Origin of the sequence: Butyrivibrio proteoclasticus B316 (genome assembly GCF_000145035.1) — a bacterium.
Taxonomy (GTDB): domain Bacteria; phylum Bacillota; class Clostridia; order Lachnospirales; family Lachnospiraceae; genus Butyrivibrio; species Butyrivibrio proteoclasticus.
In genome coordinates this window covers 2,330,975-2,346,440 of sequence record NC_014387.1, presented here as the reverse complement: position 1 = coordinate 2,346,440, position 15,466 = coordinate 2,330,975, and the positions used below count along the sequence as shown (strand labels likewise).

At 36.9% G+C, this 15,466-nt stretch carries 14 protein-coding genes and 1 pseudogene; all 15 read left to right on the top strand.

From position 1 onward, the window contains the following. Positions 1 to 39 precede the first annotated feature (39 nt). The 15 genes and pseudogenes from dinD (at position 40) to BPR_RS09685 (ending at position 15,409) form a co-directional block, all read left to right on the top strand. Complete coding sequence (gene dinD, locus BPR_RS09755; RefSeq protein WP_013281311.1) at positions 40 to 900, top strand: DNA damage-inducible protein D; 861 nt, start codon at positions 40 to 42, stop codon at positions 898 to 900. Between the two features lie 30 nt (positions 901 to 930). Next, entirely contained in the window at positions 931 to 1,764 is an 834-nt protein-coding gene (locus BPR_RS09750; RefSeq protein WP_013281310.1) for an LD-carboxypeptidase, read from the top strand. A gap of 118 nt (positions 1,765 to 1,882) precedes the next feature. Further along, positions 1,883 to 2,590 (top strand): ATP-binding protein, encoded by a 708-nt coding sequence (locus tag BPR_RS09745; protein ID WP_013281309.1) that lies wholly within the window; start codon positions 1,883 to 1,885, stop codon positions 2,588 to 2,590. Continuing rightward, positions 2,587 to 3,432 (top strand): EFR1 family ferrodoxin, encoded by an 846-nt coding sequence (locus BPR_RS09740; RefSeq protein ID WP_042256890.1) that lies wholly within the window; start codon positions 2,587 to 2,589, stop codon positions 3,430 to 3,432. Before BPR_RS09745 ends, BPR_RS09740 begins: the two co-directional genes overlap by 4 nt. A gap of 662 nt (positions 3,433 to 4,094) precedes the next feature. Continuing rightward, positions 4,095 to 4,334 (top strand): annotated as a pseudogene (locus BPR_RS21625) (hypothetical protein); the annotation flags it as partial. After that, complete coding sequence (locus tag BPR_RS09735) at positions 4,331 to 4,732, top strand: hypothetical protein (protein WP_042256887.1); 402 nt, start codon at positions 4,331 to 4,333, stop codon at positions 4,730 to 4,732. The pseudogene BPR_RS21625 and the gene BPR_RS09735, both read left to right, overlap by 4 nt. 156 nt (positions 4,733 to 4,888) lie before the next feature. After that, the gene (locus BPR_RS09730; RefSeq protein ID WP_013281306.1) at positions 4,889 to 5,182 is read left to right on the top strand and encodes a SpoVG family protein; all 294 of its coding nucleotides are present in this window, start codon (positions 4,889 to 4,891) and stop codon (positions 5,180 to 5,182) included. Positions 5,183 to 5,400: 218 nt separating this feature from the next. Next, complete coding sequence (locus tag BPR_RS09720) at positions 5,401 to 6,261, top strand: FRG domain-containing protein (protein ID WP_143754285.1); 861 nt, start codon at positions 5,401 to 5,403, stop codon at positions 6,259 to 6,261. Between the two features lie 326 nt (positions 6,262 to 6,587). Further along, positions 6,588 to 6,845, top strand: a complete 258-nt coding sequence (locus BPR_RS21085) for a helix-turn-helix domain-containing protein (RefSeq protein WP_042256883.1) — start codon at positions 6,588 to 6,590, stop codon at positions 6,843 to 6,845. A gap of 53 nt (positions 6,846 to 6,898) precedes the next feature. Next, entirely contained in the window at positions 6,899 to 7,924 is a 1,026-nt protein-coding gene (locus tag BPR_RS09710) for an IS30 family transposase (RefSeq protein ID WP_013281304.1), read from the top strand. A gap of 449 nt (positions 7,925 to 8,373) precedes the next feature. Next, complete coding sequence (locus BPR_RS09705) at positions 8,374 to 8,565, top strand: helix-turn-helix domain-containing protein (protein ID WP_013281303.1); 192 nt, start codon at positions 8,374 to 8,376, stop codon at positions 8,563 to 8,565. Between the two features lie 7 nt (positions 8,566 to 8,572). Further along, positions 8,573 to 10,312 carry a DNA cytosine methyltransferase gene (locus BPR_RS09700; protein ID WP_013281302.1) on the top strand — a complete coding sequence of 580 codons (1,740 nt, stop codon included), beginning with the start codon at positions 8,573 to 8,575 and terminating at the stop codon, positions 10,310 to 10,312. A gap of 26 nt (positions 10,313 to 10,338) precedes the next feature. After that, positions 10,339 to 12,516 carry an McrB family protein gene (locus BPR_RS09695; protein ID WP_042256881.1) on the top strand — a complete coding sequence of 726 codons (2,178 nt, stop codon included), beginning with the start codon at positions 10,339 to 10,341 and terminating at the stop codon, positions 12,514 to 12,516. Between the two features lie 12 nt (positions 12,517 to 12,528). Further along, positions 12,529 to 14,979 carry a DUF2357 domain-containing protein gene (locus BPR_RS09690; RefSeq protein WP_013281300.1) on the top strand — a complete coding sequence of 817 codons (2,451 nt, stop codon included), beginning with the start codon at positions 12,529 to 12,531 and terminating at the stop codon, positions 14,977 to 14,979. Between the two features lie 16 nt (positions 14,980 to 14,995). Next, positions 14,996 to 15,409, top strand: a complete 414-nt coding sequence (locus BPR_RS09685; RefSeq protein WP_013281299.1) for a very short patch repair endonuclease — start codon at positions 14,996 to 14,998, stop codon at positions 15,407 to 15,409. Positions 15,410 to 15,466 lie beyond the last annotated feature (57 nt).

Sequence of the window (15,466 nt, the reverse complement as noted above, 5' to 3'; positions counted from 1 at the left end):
AAGATTAAAGCGAACATTAGTTCTAGAAAGGGCACAAAAATGACTTCGCTTAAGGGAAAAGAATATAGAAGATTTGAAGATATCAAACACGTTCGTGAGGATGGTTCAGAGTTTTGGAGTGCAAGGGAACTTGCTCCTGTGTTGGAATATAATCAGTGGAGAAATTTCAATAACGTCATCAATCGAGCTATGATTGCCTGTGAGAATAGTGGACACACTGTTTCTGACGATTTTGCTGAGGTCAGCAAAATCGTAGAAGCCGGTGCAACAACTAAGCCTACAAAAGATTATGAGCTTTCCAGATATGCTTGTTATCTTATTGTCCAAAACGGTGATCCTCGCAAGGAAGTTATCGCATTAGGGCAGACGTATTTTGCAATTCAGACTTATAGGCAGGAGTTGGCTGATCATTACAATCAGCTTGATGAAGACAGAAGAAGACTTGTGGTTCGTGGAGATATAAAGCAGTGGAATCAGCTTCTAGCAGAAACCGCTCACGATGCTGGAGTTATCACTAATGAGGAATTTTCTATATTCCAAAATGCTGGATATATGGGCTTATATGGCGGACTTGATGTTGATGATATCCACAAGAGAAAAGGGCTTACCATAAGTCAGAAGATATTAGACTATATGGGAAGTACAGAGCTGATTGCTAATCTTTTCCGTATCTCTCAAACAGAAGAAAAACTTCGTAAAGACAATATTCAAGGGGCAGATAAAGCAACACAAACTCATTATGCTGTCGGTCGCGAAGTAAGAAAAGCTATAGAAAAGATTGGCGGAACCATGCCAGAAGATTTGCCTACTCCGGAAAAAAGCATTCAACAGATTGAGAAAGAGCAGATGGAACGTCTGAAAAAGAAGGCAAAAGCAGGAAAACTAATGCTCGATGAGTAAAAAAATGACAGCATAATGGGGAAATGCAATATGAAAGTTGGATTATCAGCTTGTTCAGATGGACATGTAAAAGAGTGGGTATATCAGATAGATGAACTAGTGCAGGTTATGAAGAATCTTGGCATAGAGCCGGTTCTTGCTCTTCACATTAGTGCTAAAGTGGATGCTTTTAGTGGAACAGATGAGGAAAGAGCTGCCGATCTTATGCGTCTTTATGCAGATGAATCTATTGAGGCAATATATGATATTTCTGGTGGCGATTTGGCAAATGGTGTCCTGAAATATCTTGATTTTGACGTAATAGCTGGTTCAAATAAAGTATTTTGGGGATATAGTGACCTGACCACAGTAATAAACGCAATTTACGCCATCACAGGTAAATCCTCCGTTTTATATCAGGTCAAGAATATGGTATATTCCCAGGCTGATCTACAGAAAAAGAGATTTGCCGATTATCTGGAGGGAAATACAGCGTCACTGTTTGACTTTAAGTATGAATTCCTTCAGGGAAGCCACATGGAGGGAATAGTTGTTGGAGGCAATATCAGATGCCTTACAAAGCTTGCTGGTACCAAATACTGGCCTGATATGTCCGGAAAAATACTTCTTTTGGAATCCTTTGGTGGAGGTTCAGGACAGATTGCAACACTGTTAACACAGCTTGAGCAGATTGGAGTTTTTGATAAGGTGACCGGTGTGCTGCTTGGCACATTTACCAATTATGAAAAAGAAGATTATGAGCTAAGTGTCTATGATTTGCTTAAAATGCATATTTCAGATACATTACCAGTTGCTTGCACAGAAGAAATCGGCCATGGTCATGACTCAAAAGCTATTGTGATTGGTGAGAAATTAATACTGTGAAAGAACGTTATAGCAGAAGTTAATCGCACAACTTCCTGTTTATCCATTTAGTTTTGCTGAATATTGTGAGTACTATGGATATGATTCTAATACAGCAAATGTATTGGATTCATATGTTATGAGTGGTGGTTTATCTGGGGCATACGTATACAGCGAAAAAGAGGATCAGGCATCATATATAAAGGATGTTTACACTACAATTATAAAACGTGATCTTGTAGACAAGTATGGTATTAAGGAAGAGGCACTTTTGGATTCTTTAACAGATTATATGATGGATAATATTTCCAATCTGACATCTGCTAGTAAGATTAGTACTGTTTTTAAGCAAAATAAGGTTGAGACGAATCATATAACAATAGGAAATTATATGAAGTATCTCTGCAGTGCATTTATGTTCTATAAAGTAAAACGATACGACATTCGTGGAAAAAAGTATTTAGAAACATCAGATAAATACTATCTTAGCGATTTAGGATTTAGATATGCAATGCTTGGAACAAGAAATATGGATTATGGACGAGCATATGAAAATATAGTTGCCTTAGAATTACTCAGGAGGGGCTACGAGATTTATGTTGGCAAGTTGTATCAGAAGGAGATAGATTTTGTAGCTATGAAACAAAATGAGAAGCTGTATATCCAAGTATCAGATAATATTTCTGATTCAGATACATTGGAAAGAGAGCTGTCTCCACTAAGAGCGATAAAAGATGCATATCCTAAGATTTTGATAGCGAATACAAAGCATGATGACTATGACATAGAAGGAATAAAAGTACTAGATTTAACTAATTGGTTAATGAGAATCGGAGTTTGTGGATGAGTGGGATGAAAAAAATAATATACTATTATAGCGGAACAGGAAATAGTTTAAGGGCAGCCATCACGATTGCAGAGTCACTTGATGGTGCTGTTTTATACAGCGTAAGAAATGATTCACAAAAGGTCTCCGCCAAAGACGCTGACGTTATAGGATTTGTGTGCCCTGTATATGAATGGGATGTTCCTGGTGTCTTTAAATCTTTTATCGAAAATCTTGATATAAATCCAAACGCATATATATTTATGGTTGCAACTTATATTGCTGTTCATGGTCGTTGTTTCGAAACAGTCGAAGATATTCTTTCAAAGAAGAATGCGCATTTTTCCTACGGGCGCGCTTTACGCTGTGTGGCAAGCCAGTGTACTGCCTATCCTCCATTCCCACCGGAAAAAATCATGCTACCATATATGGAACGACAAACAAAAAAGATTAGTAGTGAAATTGTCGCAAGAAAGAACATTCCATATCCGCATATGTCGTCACTAACAAGAAGACGTTATCAAAATACTATGGGACCATATATTGCAATAGAACATGAGTATGATAAAGGGTTTTATACAGATGATAGGTGCATAGGATGCAGCACTTGTGAAAAGGTTTGTCCAAATCAAAACATAACAATGTCAGAAAAACGCCCGGTATGGAATCATCATTGTCATGGATGTAATGCTTGCGTTGTATATTGCCCGACTAAAGCTATTCAGTTCAAGACACCAAAGGCTTATCAGGAGCTTGGTACTTTCATATCCAAGATCTTAAGGTTGCCAGAAAAGCGCAAACGCTATCATCATCCACTTATTAAAGCCTGCGATTTAATGAAAGACATAATACACATTGAATAATGGTTGTATCAGTTAATCTATATGTGTAAATTCAGGTTTCGTCGGGATGAACGTTGGAACATAAAATCCGAATCTAAAACACTAAAATCAAATACATATATTTACATAGACCAATACCTGGGGACGCCCAGTCACTATTGGTCTATTACTTTGCCCAAAATCAGGTGCGCAGGACAGGAAAAAAAGACCACAAACCCCGTCCCAATGTCATTTAGATAAGAAAATGCAGTAAATGCGAAATAGGCACGCTACGTTCTTCAGATTATATAGTAGCGTGGACATCTACGTGACACCGCTTTATTTTTAGACTGTTATCACGTAGTTTCGCAATGATTTTAGCAGCATCTCACGTAGACGCAAGGCAAATGCTTATGGAGAAATATATGCCGATGATATCAAGGATTTGCAAAAACGACTTGATGAGATTTGGGGACATACTAAGGGTATGATGCTGGCACTTTCAAAGATAAGCTAGACAGAAATTTGACATGGGCTGCTTTTGTTTTGCCAGGAAGGAGAAATGAATGGCAGCGACCAGACTTATAGCTTTGCATCACGTTCATTCTAAAAGTGTTGCGAAGTGTCTCGATAGAAGTTTTGACTATGTCAGGGACCGCAAAAAGACGGAAGAAGAAAAGTAGGTCAGCACCTATGGCTGTGATCCAAATACCATAACAGAACAGTTTCTTCTTTCACGAAAAATCTATGAGGACAATGTCCGTAATCCTCACAAGAAAGATGTGATTGCTTATCAAATCAGGCAGTCATTTAAGCCGGGAGAGATAAGTCCGGAAAAGGCAAAGGCTACGAAAACTGGGCAAGAAAATTCAACCTCAAGCAGCGAGCCAAGGTTCTGTTGTTTTTGGAAGAACATGGCATTTCATCTTATGAGGAACTGGTGAAAAAGACAGACTCCATGGATGAAGAAATCGAAGAACTCAATAACCGAATTAAGGCTAGAAATCAGAAAATGGCCGATAACAAAGAGCTGCAAAACGCAATCATAGCTTATTCAAAAAATGGCGATGATCCGGAAATCAGAAAGAAGGCAAAGGAAGTTTTCAATAAAGTTCCTGGAGGAAAACTGCCGAAAATGGCAGATCTACGTAGAGAGTATGGTGAACTTATCGAGACTAACAGGCCTGATTTCCAGCAGTATGTGCAGCTAAGAAAAGAGCGAAAAAACTACCTTATCGCAAGAAAGAATCTTGAACTTCTGCTCTTAAGAGAAGAGGCAGAAAAAGAAGAAAATGCGAAGGTGCAGCCGAGCAAAAGCTCGAGGTCGGAGACCTCGTTGTAAAAGCGAAAATCGCAAATGTATTACATTTGCACTGCTTGCATGCGACCTTGCCGAAGGCAATGGTCGTCCCGAGGCAGCAGCCCAAAGCAAAAGTATCTTGAGCATTTAAAGAAAACTACAAAACACAATTTTTTATTTTAGAGGGGAAACAACATTATGAGAATTGATATTAGAACAAAAGCGCTTGAAGACACAAACAACGGAGTTAAGGGAGTGGCAACTGTTACCTTCGGTAACAGCTTTGCAGTCAGAAATATCTCTATCGTGGAGAGCAAGGCAGGTAACCTTTTCATCTCCATGCCAAGCTTCAAACTTAAGACAACTGACGAGAACGGCAAAGCTCAGTTCAAGGATATTGCCTATCCTGTGACTAAGGACTTCAGGGAGATCCTTCAGGAGAATGTCCTTCACAGTTATGAGATCGGGGAAGATGTGACGTTTGAGGTTTGAGAAAAGTGGTGCCAACTTGAAAGGGTGGTTGGCATCCGTTACATATAGTTTTGGAAGAATCAAAATGGGAACGGTTATGTTGGTAGAACTGGAGAAAAATATATCTTTAGAAAAATGGATATATTGCATTTCCCAATCTATGAAAAATAGCATTAAGGGATATAATTATATTTAGCTTTTTATAAAGCTGAAGAAAATGAATGTTGGAGAGAAAATGTATGAAGAAAGTTGTAGAGGATTTTGACGAAAAAACTCCGTCAAAGGCTGATCATTGGGTACAGAATTTGAAATGTGGCGATTCTGTTAATGTTTATCACATAGAAACTGTAAATGATTTGAACCAATTTATTGGTTATGCAAAACGAATAAATAACAAATATGGAGATGTATACTTCAGGGGCCAGACGTCACTATATAATGGAAAAATGATTCCATCACTTTATAGAGGACAAGAACGGTTAGATAGTATAACAGAAAAATACAATAGACGTATTAATAAAGTCGTGAAAAGCAAGGGCTTTAAGGGTTATGATAGAGCAATTTTTGAACCATTGATCCAACATTATGGGATAAAAACCCCATACATAGATTTAGTTGATAATGTTTGGGTAGCCTTATGGTTTGCTCTGCATGAGGCACAAACTAAGATTATTAATTCACACGAATATGTGTATTATTATGATTCAAAGGCTAAATTTTCATATATTGTATTGATGTTGTCTGATGCTACAAAAGGGAAAGAGGAAAAACCTGGAGTATATGTTGGTGAGAAAACTACTTTGATTGATTTAAGAAAGAGTACTTCTTCTGTTTTTTTAAGACCACATGCCCAGCATGCTTATATGATTAAGAAAAATGAAGAATGCCCTGGCGATTATAGTGATCTAATTGTTGGAATTGCGCAAATACCTACAAGTAAAGGATTGAGTTGGCTAGGATGTAATGAGTTTTTGTCTTTGAAAAGCCTATTTCCAGCATGTCATTTTGATTCTGGATATGAACATTTTTTGCGTTATTATCCTGAAGAAAATCGAGGAACTGTAAAAGCGTATGGTTCTATTCAGATTTTAACCGATTAATGGTAAGAGAATAAAAACTATCAAATGCAAAAAATAGGTGTAGTACCATTGGCGTCTGTTACAGGGGAAGCGAAATCTTGCCCCTGTTTTTTATTTTCAAAAAGCTCTAGAAAATGCTGCGAAATGCTAGAAATGTTGGGAAATGTTGGGAAATTTAGATGTCCTTTTTATAGACCATATAGTGTGAGAAAATTCTATCATCAGATACATAAATGAAAAAGTAAATGTCACCTAAGAGCATAGTTTTAGATTAATAGTGCTAACACTGAGTTTTGCAATAAGGTATATTGAAAAGGTCGATTACTATCTGCAGGATAGGAGCAGATATGAAAGAACTTGAATATATACCAGACAACAACCATTTAGATCTTACTGATAGGGTGGCGATTGAGATTGGATTAGCCAGGAAGGAATCATTTGCCAAGATTGCAGAAAAGTTAAAGAAGCATCCGCGTACTATTGCTAGGGAGGTTAAGTACAATAGGACTCATTTACCTGCAGGATATCCATTTGGTAATGACTGTAAACACTTTAACGCCTGTCATTGGAAACAGATGTGTGGAGCAAGCGGAAAGCGCGTGTGACTATGAGTGTAAGAGATGCAAAGGATTTAATTGCCATTTAGCGTGTAAAAGGTATGAATCTCAGGAATGTCACCTTCCCGACAGACCACCATATGTATGTAACACTTGTAGATATAAGAAACAATGTAATAAGAACCGTTTCTACTACAATGCTAAGTATGCTGATGCTGCTGTCAAGAGAAGGCGTTCTGAGAGTAGACAGGGGGGTAAAGCTTTCACAGGAAGAACTCAAAGAACTGGGAAAACTTATCAGGCCGTTGATAAAGAAGGGGCAACCTCTTACTCACATCTATGCAGAACATGAGAAAGAATTACCTGTTGGACTCAGAACTTTGTATAACTACATTGATTCAGGTAGAATCCGTGGAGTTGCAAATATTGATCTAAGGAGAAAGGTCGCGTATAAAGCGCGAAGGAAACAGAAAGGAAGTATAGTACAAACTAATTCTTATTACCGGGAAGGTAGAACATATGCGGATTTTGAGGAAGAATTGAAGATTAAGTGGAGTGAGCTTCAAGTAGTCGAAATGGATACGGTAATAGGAACTAAACGAAAAGGGAAGGTTCTTCTTACTATGATCTTTGTACTAAACTCAGTAATGTTACTATTTCTTCTTCCAGATCATACAGCAGACTCAGTAATCAGAGTTTTTGACTACTTGGAAAGTGGTCTTGGAACTGAAAGGTTTAATAGACTGTTCCCTGTATTCCTTACTGACAACGGATCGGAATTCAAGAATGTAGACCGGTTGGAACTCAATTCTGAAAATATCTACAGAACAAATGTGTTTTACTGCGATCCTATGTCCTCATGGCAAAAACCTCATATAGAAAAGAACCATGAATATATTAGGTATGTTCTGCCAAAAGGGAAGTCATTTGATGGCTATAATCAGGAAGATATGACGCTCCTGATGAATCATATCAATAGCACTAAGAGAAGAGGCCTGGGGTGGAAATCACCTTATGATCTTGTAGAAGATGACAACGAAGATATGCAGGCATTATTTAAGCTATTAAAAATGCACCCCATCCCGGCAGATGAAGTGCATTTGACTCCAGAGTTGTTTAACAAGTAACTAATAATAATTTCAAGAGCTGCAGAAGTAATCGACACGTCAAAAAATGTATGAAAGACAGGTCACATTTACTTTTGCAACGAAAAATGTGAGTTGTCTGTTTGTCGTGTTGACTTTTTCGTTAGCATTGTCTGGAATGGCTTAATTATAACATTTTTCATTTAGAACACTAGCCTGAAATGGCAAAATTTAGGGCAATTTTAGAAAGTTGAGTATGTTATGAGAATTTGGTTAACAACCAGTCTTTCACTCAACGCTATCATCAGATACATCAGATATTGATTCATGGATGATTCATGGATGATTCATGGATGATTGGTTTCGTAAATATCAATAAATATAAGATAATACATTGATTTAGATATAAAAGGCTAGTAAAATATAACTAAATATCATTAAAGTGATATATAAGATAACTATACAATGTAATCTAGAACCGGAGGAAACATATGGATCAATTACAGGATAAGTGGATAGGGCTCGATGAAGCCGCAGAGTATTTGGGGATTAAGCCAGTAACTTTACGAAAGTGGATTAAAGAAGGCAAGGATGTTCCAGCACATAAGATAGGACGTCTTTGGAAATTTAAATGCTCCGAACTAGACGAATGGGTAAAGAGCGGAAAAAGTATAATAGAGTGAGGTAATTATGATTAGACTTGCAACAGCATTTAGTGGAATCGGAGCAATTGAGCATGCATTAAATCGAATGGGACTCGAAAATGAAATTGTATTTGCATGTGACAATGGTGATGTAAACATTCTTACGAAGGATGTTGATACAGATATTGATGAAATAGAAACAGAATTAGAATCGCTTTCTGAACTGATTGAGGAAATAAGCATTAATGATAATGTGGAAGATCTTTATAAAAATCAGTTGGAAGGTATGCTTAGAGCATCAATGACTGAATTTCATGAAGTGGATGAACAGTTAAATAATGTCGAAGAAAAAGACAATGAATTGCTTAAATATACTACGACCGAATTATTAGATTCTAATGTATTAAAGGCCAACAGAAAGAAAGAATATAGTAAGAGACTGGCGGAACTAGGAAAGGGCTCTTTCGCAAATAAGAGACTTGAAGAGTTTCTGCTTTTATTAGCATTTTCAAATGATTTTAGAGACAACAATGACTTACTTGAAAAAGCGGGACTTACGCAGAGTGTTACAGAGTTGCTCGAAAGATTTGAAAATGATAACGGAAGAAAACTGATTCGAAGAGTTATAGATTTGGCTCAAAGAACCAGTATGCTTCACGAAAAAATTAATTATCTTCGTGTGCAAAGGAAATTAGATTCATTTGGAGAAGATTGGAAGGCTCGCAAGAAGTATGTTGATTCATTGTACGAGGGCCTTGAAAAGAGAAACAAAGTTAAAGCAAGTTACACAGCTAACTACGACATCAAAGAAGATGATTTCCATTGGAATATAGCATTCCTTGATGGAAAACAATACGCAGGAAAAGTTGATCTATTTGTTGGTGGTAGTCCATGTCAGTCATTTAGCTTTGTTGGAAAACAGAGAGGATTGGATGATACTCGAGGAACGTTGTTTTATGAATATGCACGTTTAATTGATGAAATAAGACCAAAAGTGTTCATATATGAAAATGTGCGAGCTGTTACTTCTCATGATGGAGGAAAAACTTGGAAGAAGATGCAGCAGGTTTTTAGTGAGTTGGATTATAGCTTTAGTTGGAAGGTCCTCAATGCTAGAGATTATGGTGTTCCTCAAAATAGAGAAAGATTATTTGTTGTAGGTTTTAGAAATGATCTTGATCTTGATGTTGAGTTTAGCTTTCCACAAGCAATTGAGCTTGAAAAGAAAATGCAAGATTTCTTGTTAGACAATGCACCAGGTGGTTATTTCTTGCCAGAAAAGGGTGTGGACTTTGTGACCAGTGAGAAAAATCTTTCAAAGAGATTTACACAGATAGATGGAGAGGTTCAGCTTTGTCAAAAGAAAAATCAGCAATTTAATTGGCATGGAGATTTTGTATTCCAAAGTGAAGAGGATGCAGAAAAGAACCATATTCCGGATTTAGAAAAGTACTATCTGTCTGAAAAAGTGAGAAAGTATGTATTGTCTACTGGAACAAAGAATTTTTACAGCAAGCCGGAAACTGATCTTGAGGTTGCGCGACCATTACTAACTACTATGCATAAGATGCATAGAGCAGGAGTTGACAACTATGTGACGACTGATGGCAGATTGAGAAAACTCACACCAAGAGAATGTCTACGATTAATGGGATTTTCTGACAGTTTTAAAATTGTTGTTTCAGATACCTCAATGTATCAACAGGCAGGAAACAGTATTGTTGTTGATGTCTTGATTCATATTATGGAGCAAATATTGTCAAGCTATCCTGAGCTTAATGATTAAATAGAAGGAATGGGAGGTTGTATAATATGTCATTTACACCATTTGCAAGATATAGAAACTTTACATTAGCTAATCTCAAATCATTACTTGAAGTTTATCCTGATATGGCAGGTTCTATTTCATGGGATTTTGCTAAGGACCTAGCTGAGGAGCGATTGAAAGGATATAAAAGAACCGCTTATCAGCAAGCATGCCAACTTGGTTTAGAAGATAGATCAACAAATAGCTTCAAGGTACATAATTATTTATATACTTTTGATGACAATAATCTGACACGATATCTTGTTTTTTGGTTTAAGACGTATTATGCACCGAACCCTTATGTAAAATCAGATGATGAGGCGTTTCTTTTATATTGCCGATTATGCGAGGATATTCTACAGTCAGAGAATCATTCCGTAAGCTTTGAGGAATTTGTTGAAAAGAATATCGGTGGAAAAAGTGATGATATTTTACTTAACGCCATAAAGGCATTTGCTGCACCAGTTAAATATAAAAAAGTTGGAAATGATGATTTTTTGTATGTTTCTGATGAGGACGTTACTGCGGTTGAGAGCGAAATAGCGTTTATCAAAACAAACTTTCCGATAGGAGAATCAAAATCTGAACGAGACTTCTTTGAAAGATTTTCATATCAGAACTTTTGTAAGTTTTATGATGAACCAGAAGATCCTTTAGTTAAGGATGGAGAGGAACTGGAAAATGTTTATGACACAAGAATTGAGTTGCCTTTCAAGCAAAGCAAAAAATGCGCACAGCAGTTAGTTGATTGTATCTATGGCATAGATAAGTTTAAAAGAATATCATCACTTTTGAAAATAAACGATAAGAATATCAAAATAGTCACTGATGATTTGGGAGGCAATTACCTTAGATATATTTTTCCGAGAACTTCATCTGATTCATATAATGATGAGTCTAGAGTGTTTTTGGAAAAAGAATACGAGATACCAGTTGATGATAGTTTAGAAATCTGTAGATTATCCAATCAATGGGTTAGTACGGAATTGAATGAAGCAACATCAAGCGGTCTTTCGCTTATAGCTTTAATTAGTATTATTAATGCCAATTACTCAGACGTTATAAAGATTTATGAAGAAGACGGTAAGTGGTATTTAGACATACTAATGAGGGAATTTAAGCTAGAGGAGCTGCCAAATTGTTTTGATAGTGATTTCGCACAGCGTTATATCAGTTCTTTGATTGCAAAACCATTTGTAATTCTTACTGGTAATAGCGGTACGGGCAAAACGAGAATTGCAAAGCAAATATCGCAGTATCTTGAGAAAGATGTTGATGGAAAAAGAAATTGGTTAATCGTTCCAGTTGGGGCGGATTGGACGGATAATACCAAAATGCTTGGTTTCTATAACCCATTGGAAGAGAGATATGTTTCTACACCGACACTGGATTTTATACTCCAGGCAAGTGAGAATGTGAGCATTCCACATTTCCTGATTCTTGATGAAATGAATCTGTCTCATGTAGAAAGATATTTTTCTGATTTCTTAAGCGCGATGGAATCAGATGAAGAAATACCTCTTTATAAGAAGCCGGTTCAAAAGGGGAATACAGAAGATTCCGAAGATGTGATTCCTGAAAAGATACGTCTTCCTAAGAACTTATTTGTAACAGGAACAGTGAATATAGATGAGACAACATATATGTTTAGTCCTAAAGTATTGGACCGTTCGAATGTTGTTGAATTTAAGCCGGAAGAGGCTGATGTTCTTAAGTTAATGACAGGAGCAACTGATGTCAACAAAGTTGAAGCGGCTGATTTTGGAGTAGCTGAAGGATTTACGGTTCTTGCATCGGAAATCAGAAATGGCGTTTGCAATGTTGAACAGGCAAAACTTGAACAGGTTCGAACATTTCTTGGTAGCATTTACGAGGATCTTCAAGAAAGTGGTTTTGAATTTGCTTATCGTACAGTTAAAGAAATTCGCCAGTATTTTGCAGCAGCATATGAGTTACATAAAGATGAATTTAATCTCACAAGAACAATGGACGAACAGATTGTTCAGAAGATTCTTCCAAAGATTTATGGTGATAGAAAGCAGATAGGAAAGTTGTTGGATACTCTCGAAGAAAAGTGCAAAAAAGGAATTGAGGATCCATCAAAAGAGATGACTTTATCAGTGAAGAAGATAAAGCAGATGAAGAAAAGGCTTGATAAGTACCAGTATGCAAGCTTTATGTAAGAAGGTGTTTTAATGGGCATAGCAGCGGTTTCATTAAAAGCTAAAAATGGAATAGAGATAGTGATTTATCCACAGGGTGAGTGGGACAATATAGATTTTAACGTAGCTACTGAAGAAGAAGGCACAGATATAATTGTCTATGAAGAAAAAGAAGCTGCGTCTAAAGCTGCGCTCTCAAAGCTTGATATTGCAACTTCAGTGGATGGACAGAAAATATTAAGGCTTCGCGAAACAGCTACTTATACATGCAGATTAAAGGATGACATTCAAGCTGGTTCAGATCAGATTTGTGAGAATCTCGGTTTCCCAAATGAGAAGAATAATAAGTTCCTCAAAGTAACCAGAGATAGAGATGCATTATCCTTTAGATTTATTAACTACCTGGGAAGAACACATTTAAAAAATTCTTCAGATGAAACTGTAGTCGATTTTGAAATAGTACCTCAGAAGATGAATTATGAAGAGGACTATATTGAGTTGACTAAAAAGCTGGCTGAAGAGTGCGCAGAAATCTTGTTGGAGTATTCAGGTGTTACATCGAACAGATTTGATACATCTGATACCAATAGTGCCAAGACGCTTTTGGAGCAGTTTATTTTCTTGAGGGAATTCTGTTACTCACATAACTTACAGGCTCTTTTCGGACATATAAAGCGTAATCCGGATAGAATGCTTATGAAGGATGAAGTCCTTAAGCCAATTGAACAGGGCTCTCCAAGTGCAAGCTTTTATTCCAGCCCTTTTTCCCATAGTAGAGGGTGGCAGATGGTAAATGGAAAGCCTATGCCTCAGGAAGTTGCTGTAACAAGAAAATATGACAGTCTTGATACAGTTGCAAACCGTTTTGTGATGTTTGCTTTGAAAAAATTTAACCTGATATGTAGAGAACTCTGTTCAAGTCTTGATACTGCAAAAGGGAAAAACGCAGGACAGAATATGTATACGGAGTGCTATCGGGAGGCTTTAGAGATTCAAAGAATTACTGATGACATTTTGAGAGATCATTTCTTTGATGATGTAAGAGAACTTACGATTATGCCGCAGAATAATCAGGTACTTGAAAAGAGAGAAGGATATAGACAAGTCTTTTACGCGGCAGCTATGGTTGATCTTGCTCTTCAGTTGAATTGGGAGGGTGAGCAGGAGGCCTATAGCGGTGAATCTAAAAATACGGCATTACTGTATGAGTACTGGCTGTTTTTTGAACTTAGAAAAATTATCAGTTCAATCGAAAATTGCCAATGTGTACAGGCTTCTGAAAAGCCGTTCATCAATACTGACAATGGTCTAACTATTTCATTAAGCGAAGGTCAGACTTCTTGTCAGGCATTTCTTCTTCCTGATTTGGGTACAAGGGTGAATCTGTATTATAACAGGACCTTTTCAAGGGAAGAGTTTTCCAATACAAAGTATGCAGGATCATATTCAAGGCCGTTTAGACCGGATTACACGCTGGAAGTGTATCCTTCGGATTATCTTAAACCTGAAGATGCCATCAGAGAAGGCGCGGTAAGCTATATTCATTTTGATGCGAAGTACAGGATAACGGATTTAAGATCTTTTATCGGACCTGATGAAAATGAAATGACAGAGGAGCAGATAAAGGAAGAAGTTGAAAATGATAAACAGGATAGCGTAACGAATACATACAAGCGAGGAGATCTTCTGAAAATGCATACATACAATGATGCAATTAGAAGAACTGTAGGAAGTTACGTCCTGTATCCTGGAGATTTTGATTCAAAGACAAAGAATTACAGACTCTTTGAGGAGATTCTTCCAGGAGTAGGTGCTTTTGCAATCAAACCAAGTATTCAGACGGACAGTGAAAATGCATTGAAGGATTTTATATATGAAATCATTGAAGCACGTAGCAGAAAATACAGCAGACTTAACCGTATGTTGTCTTATAGCAACCTTGTACTTGGAGAACCTGCGATTAGTACGTTAGATAAAAGAACAACAGGTAAGGAAAGGGACAATAAGAATATCCATAATGATTTGTGTGTTATTGGTTATTTGAGACCTGATTATTATGAGTTATTGAGCAGAGAAGGGCTTTTATCTGAAGGCAGGACTTTTGTTTTTTATTACTATGCAATTAAGGGCGAATCAGTGTATTCACATCATGAAGATATAGGAAAAGCAAAGTATATTCGCTTTTATCAGAATGATATAAATGCTACGGGTAGATATGAAATAGAGCCGTTTAAAGGAATCATAAAATCAAGAGAATTGGTTTCAAAAAAGCAGCTTGATGATTTACTGACAGAGAGTGGTTCTAACGATGGTAAAGAAAGATCCGCAGATTTTTATTATGTTCTTAAGGTGGAGATAGTAAGCTGTACTGAACCAAAGATTAGCTGTAATAATAGTGATTTGAATGGCGTGAATGAAAATGATACATTCAGTCCGCATTCACCAAAGGTTGTAACAGAAGATTGGTTATTAGTGAAATCTTGAAAGCTGGTGAAGTAATATGAGCGATAAGCTTACACCTGAAAAAAGAAGCTGGAATATGAGCCGGATTAAAGGCATGGATACAAAGATTGAGGTGGAAGTAAGAAAATATCTGTTTTCAAAAGGATATCGCTTCAGAAAGAATGATAAAAGATATCCCGGTAAGCCGGATATTGTCCTACCAAAGTATCATGTGGCTATATTTGTTCATGGCTGCTTTTGGCATCGGCATGAAGGATGTAAAGATGCGACAACACCAAAAACGAGAACGGAATTTTGGCTTGAGAAGTTTGATAAAAATGTTAAAAACGACCAGATAAAACAGGAAAAGCTGAAAGAAATGGGCTGGAAAGTTATTGTAATTTGGGAGTGTGAGCTGAAAAAGGATTTTCAGAGGATTATGGATAGGCTGGAACAAGAATTTAAAAAGTGAAACATAAAAAATGCGACGGAGTATATGGCATAGAGCTTAAATTAATAATGACAACCT

What these genes read in the sequence shown, in the direction of transcription:
- BPR_RS09730 (WP_013281306.1), top strand. Translation starts at nt 4,889, where the DNA reads ATGAGAATTGATATTAGAACAAAAGCGCTTGAAGACACAAACAACGGA.
- BPR_RS09720 (WP_143754285.1), top strand. Translation starts at nt 5,401, where the DNA reads ATGAAGAAAGTTGTAGAGGATTTTGACGAAAAAACTCCGTCAAAGGCT.
- BPR_RS21085 (WP_042256883.1), top strand. Translation starts at nt 6,588, where the DNA reads ATGAAAGAACTTGAATATATACCAGACAACAACCATTTAGATCTTACT.
- BPR_RS09705 (WP_013281303.1), top strand. Translation starts at nt 8,374, where the DNA reads ATGGATCAATTACAGGATAAGTGGATAGGGCTCGATGAAGCCGCAGAG.
- BPR_RS09710 (WP_013281304.1), top strand. Translation starts at nt 6,899, where the DNA reads ATGAATCTCAGGAATGTCACCTTCCCGACAGACCACCATATGTATGTA.
- dinD (WP_013281311.1), top strand. Translation starts at nt 40, where the DNA reads ATGACTTCGCTTAAGGGAAAAGAATATAGAAGATTTGAAGATATCAAA.
- BPR_RS09685 (WP_013281299.1), top strand. Translation starts at nt 14,996, where the DNA reads ATGAGCGATAAGCTTACACCTGAAAAAAGAAGCTGGAATATGAGCCGG.
- BPR_RS09700 (WP_013281302.1), top strand. Translation starts at nt 8,573, where the DNA reads ATGATTAGACTTGCAACAGCATTTAGTGGAATCGGAGCAATTGAGCAT.
- BPR_RS09695 (WP_042256881.1), top strand. Translation starts at nt 10,339, where the DNA reads ATGTCATTTACACCATTTGCAAGATATAGAAACTTTACATTAGCTAAT.
- BPR_RS09690 (WP_013281300.1), top strand. Translation starts at nt 12,529, where the DNA reads ATGGGCATAGCAGCGGTTTCATTAAAAGCTAAAAATGGAATAGAGATA.
- BPR_RS09740 (WP_042256890.1), top strand. Translation starts at nt 2,587, where the DNA reads ATGAGTGGGATGAAAAAAATAATATACTATTATAGCGGAACAGGAAAT.
- BPR_RS09745 (WP_013281309.1), top strand. Translation starts at nt 1,883, where the DNA reads ATGAGTGGTGGTTTATCTGGGGCATACGTATACAGCGAAAAAGAGGAT.
- BPR_RS09750 (WP_013281310.1), top strand. Translation starts at nt 931, where the DNA reads ATGAAAGTTGGATTATCAGCTTGTTCAGATGGACATGTAAAAGAGTGG.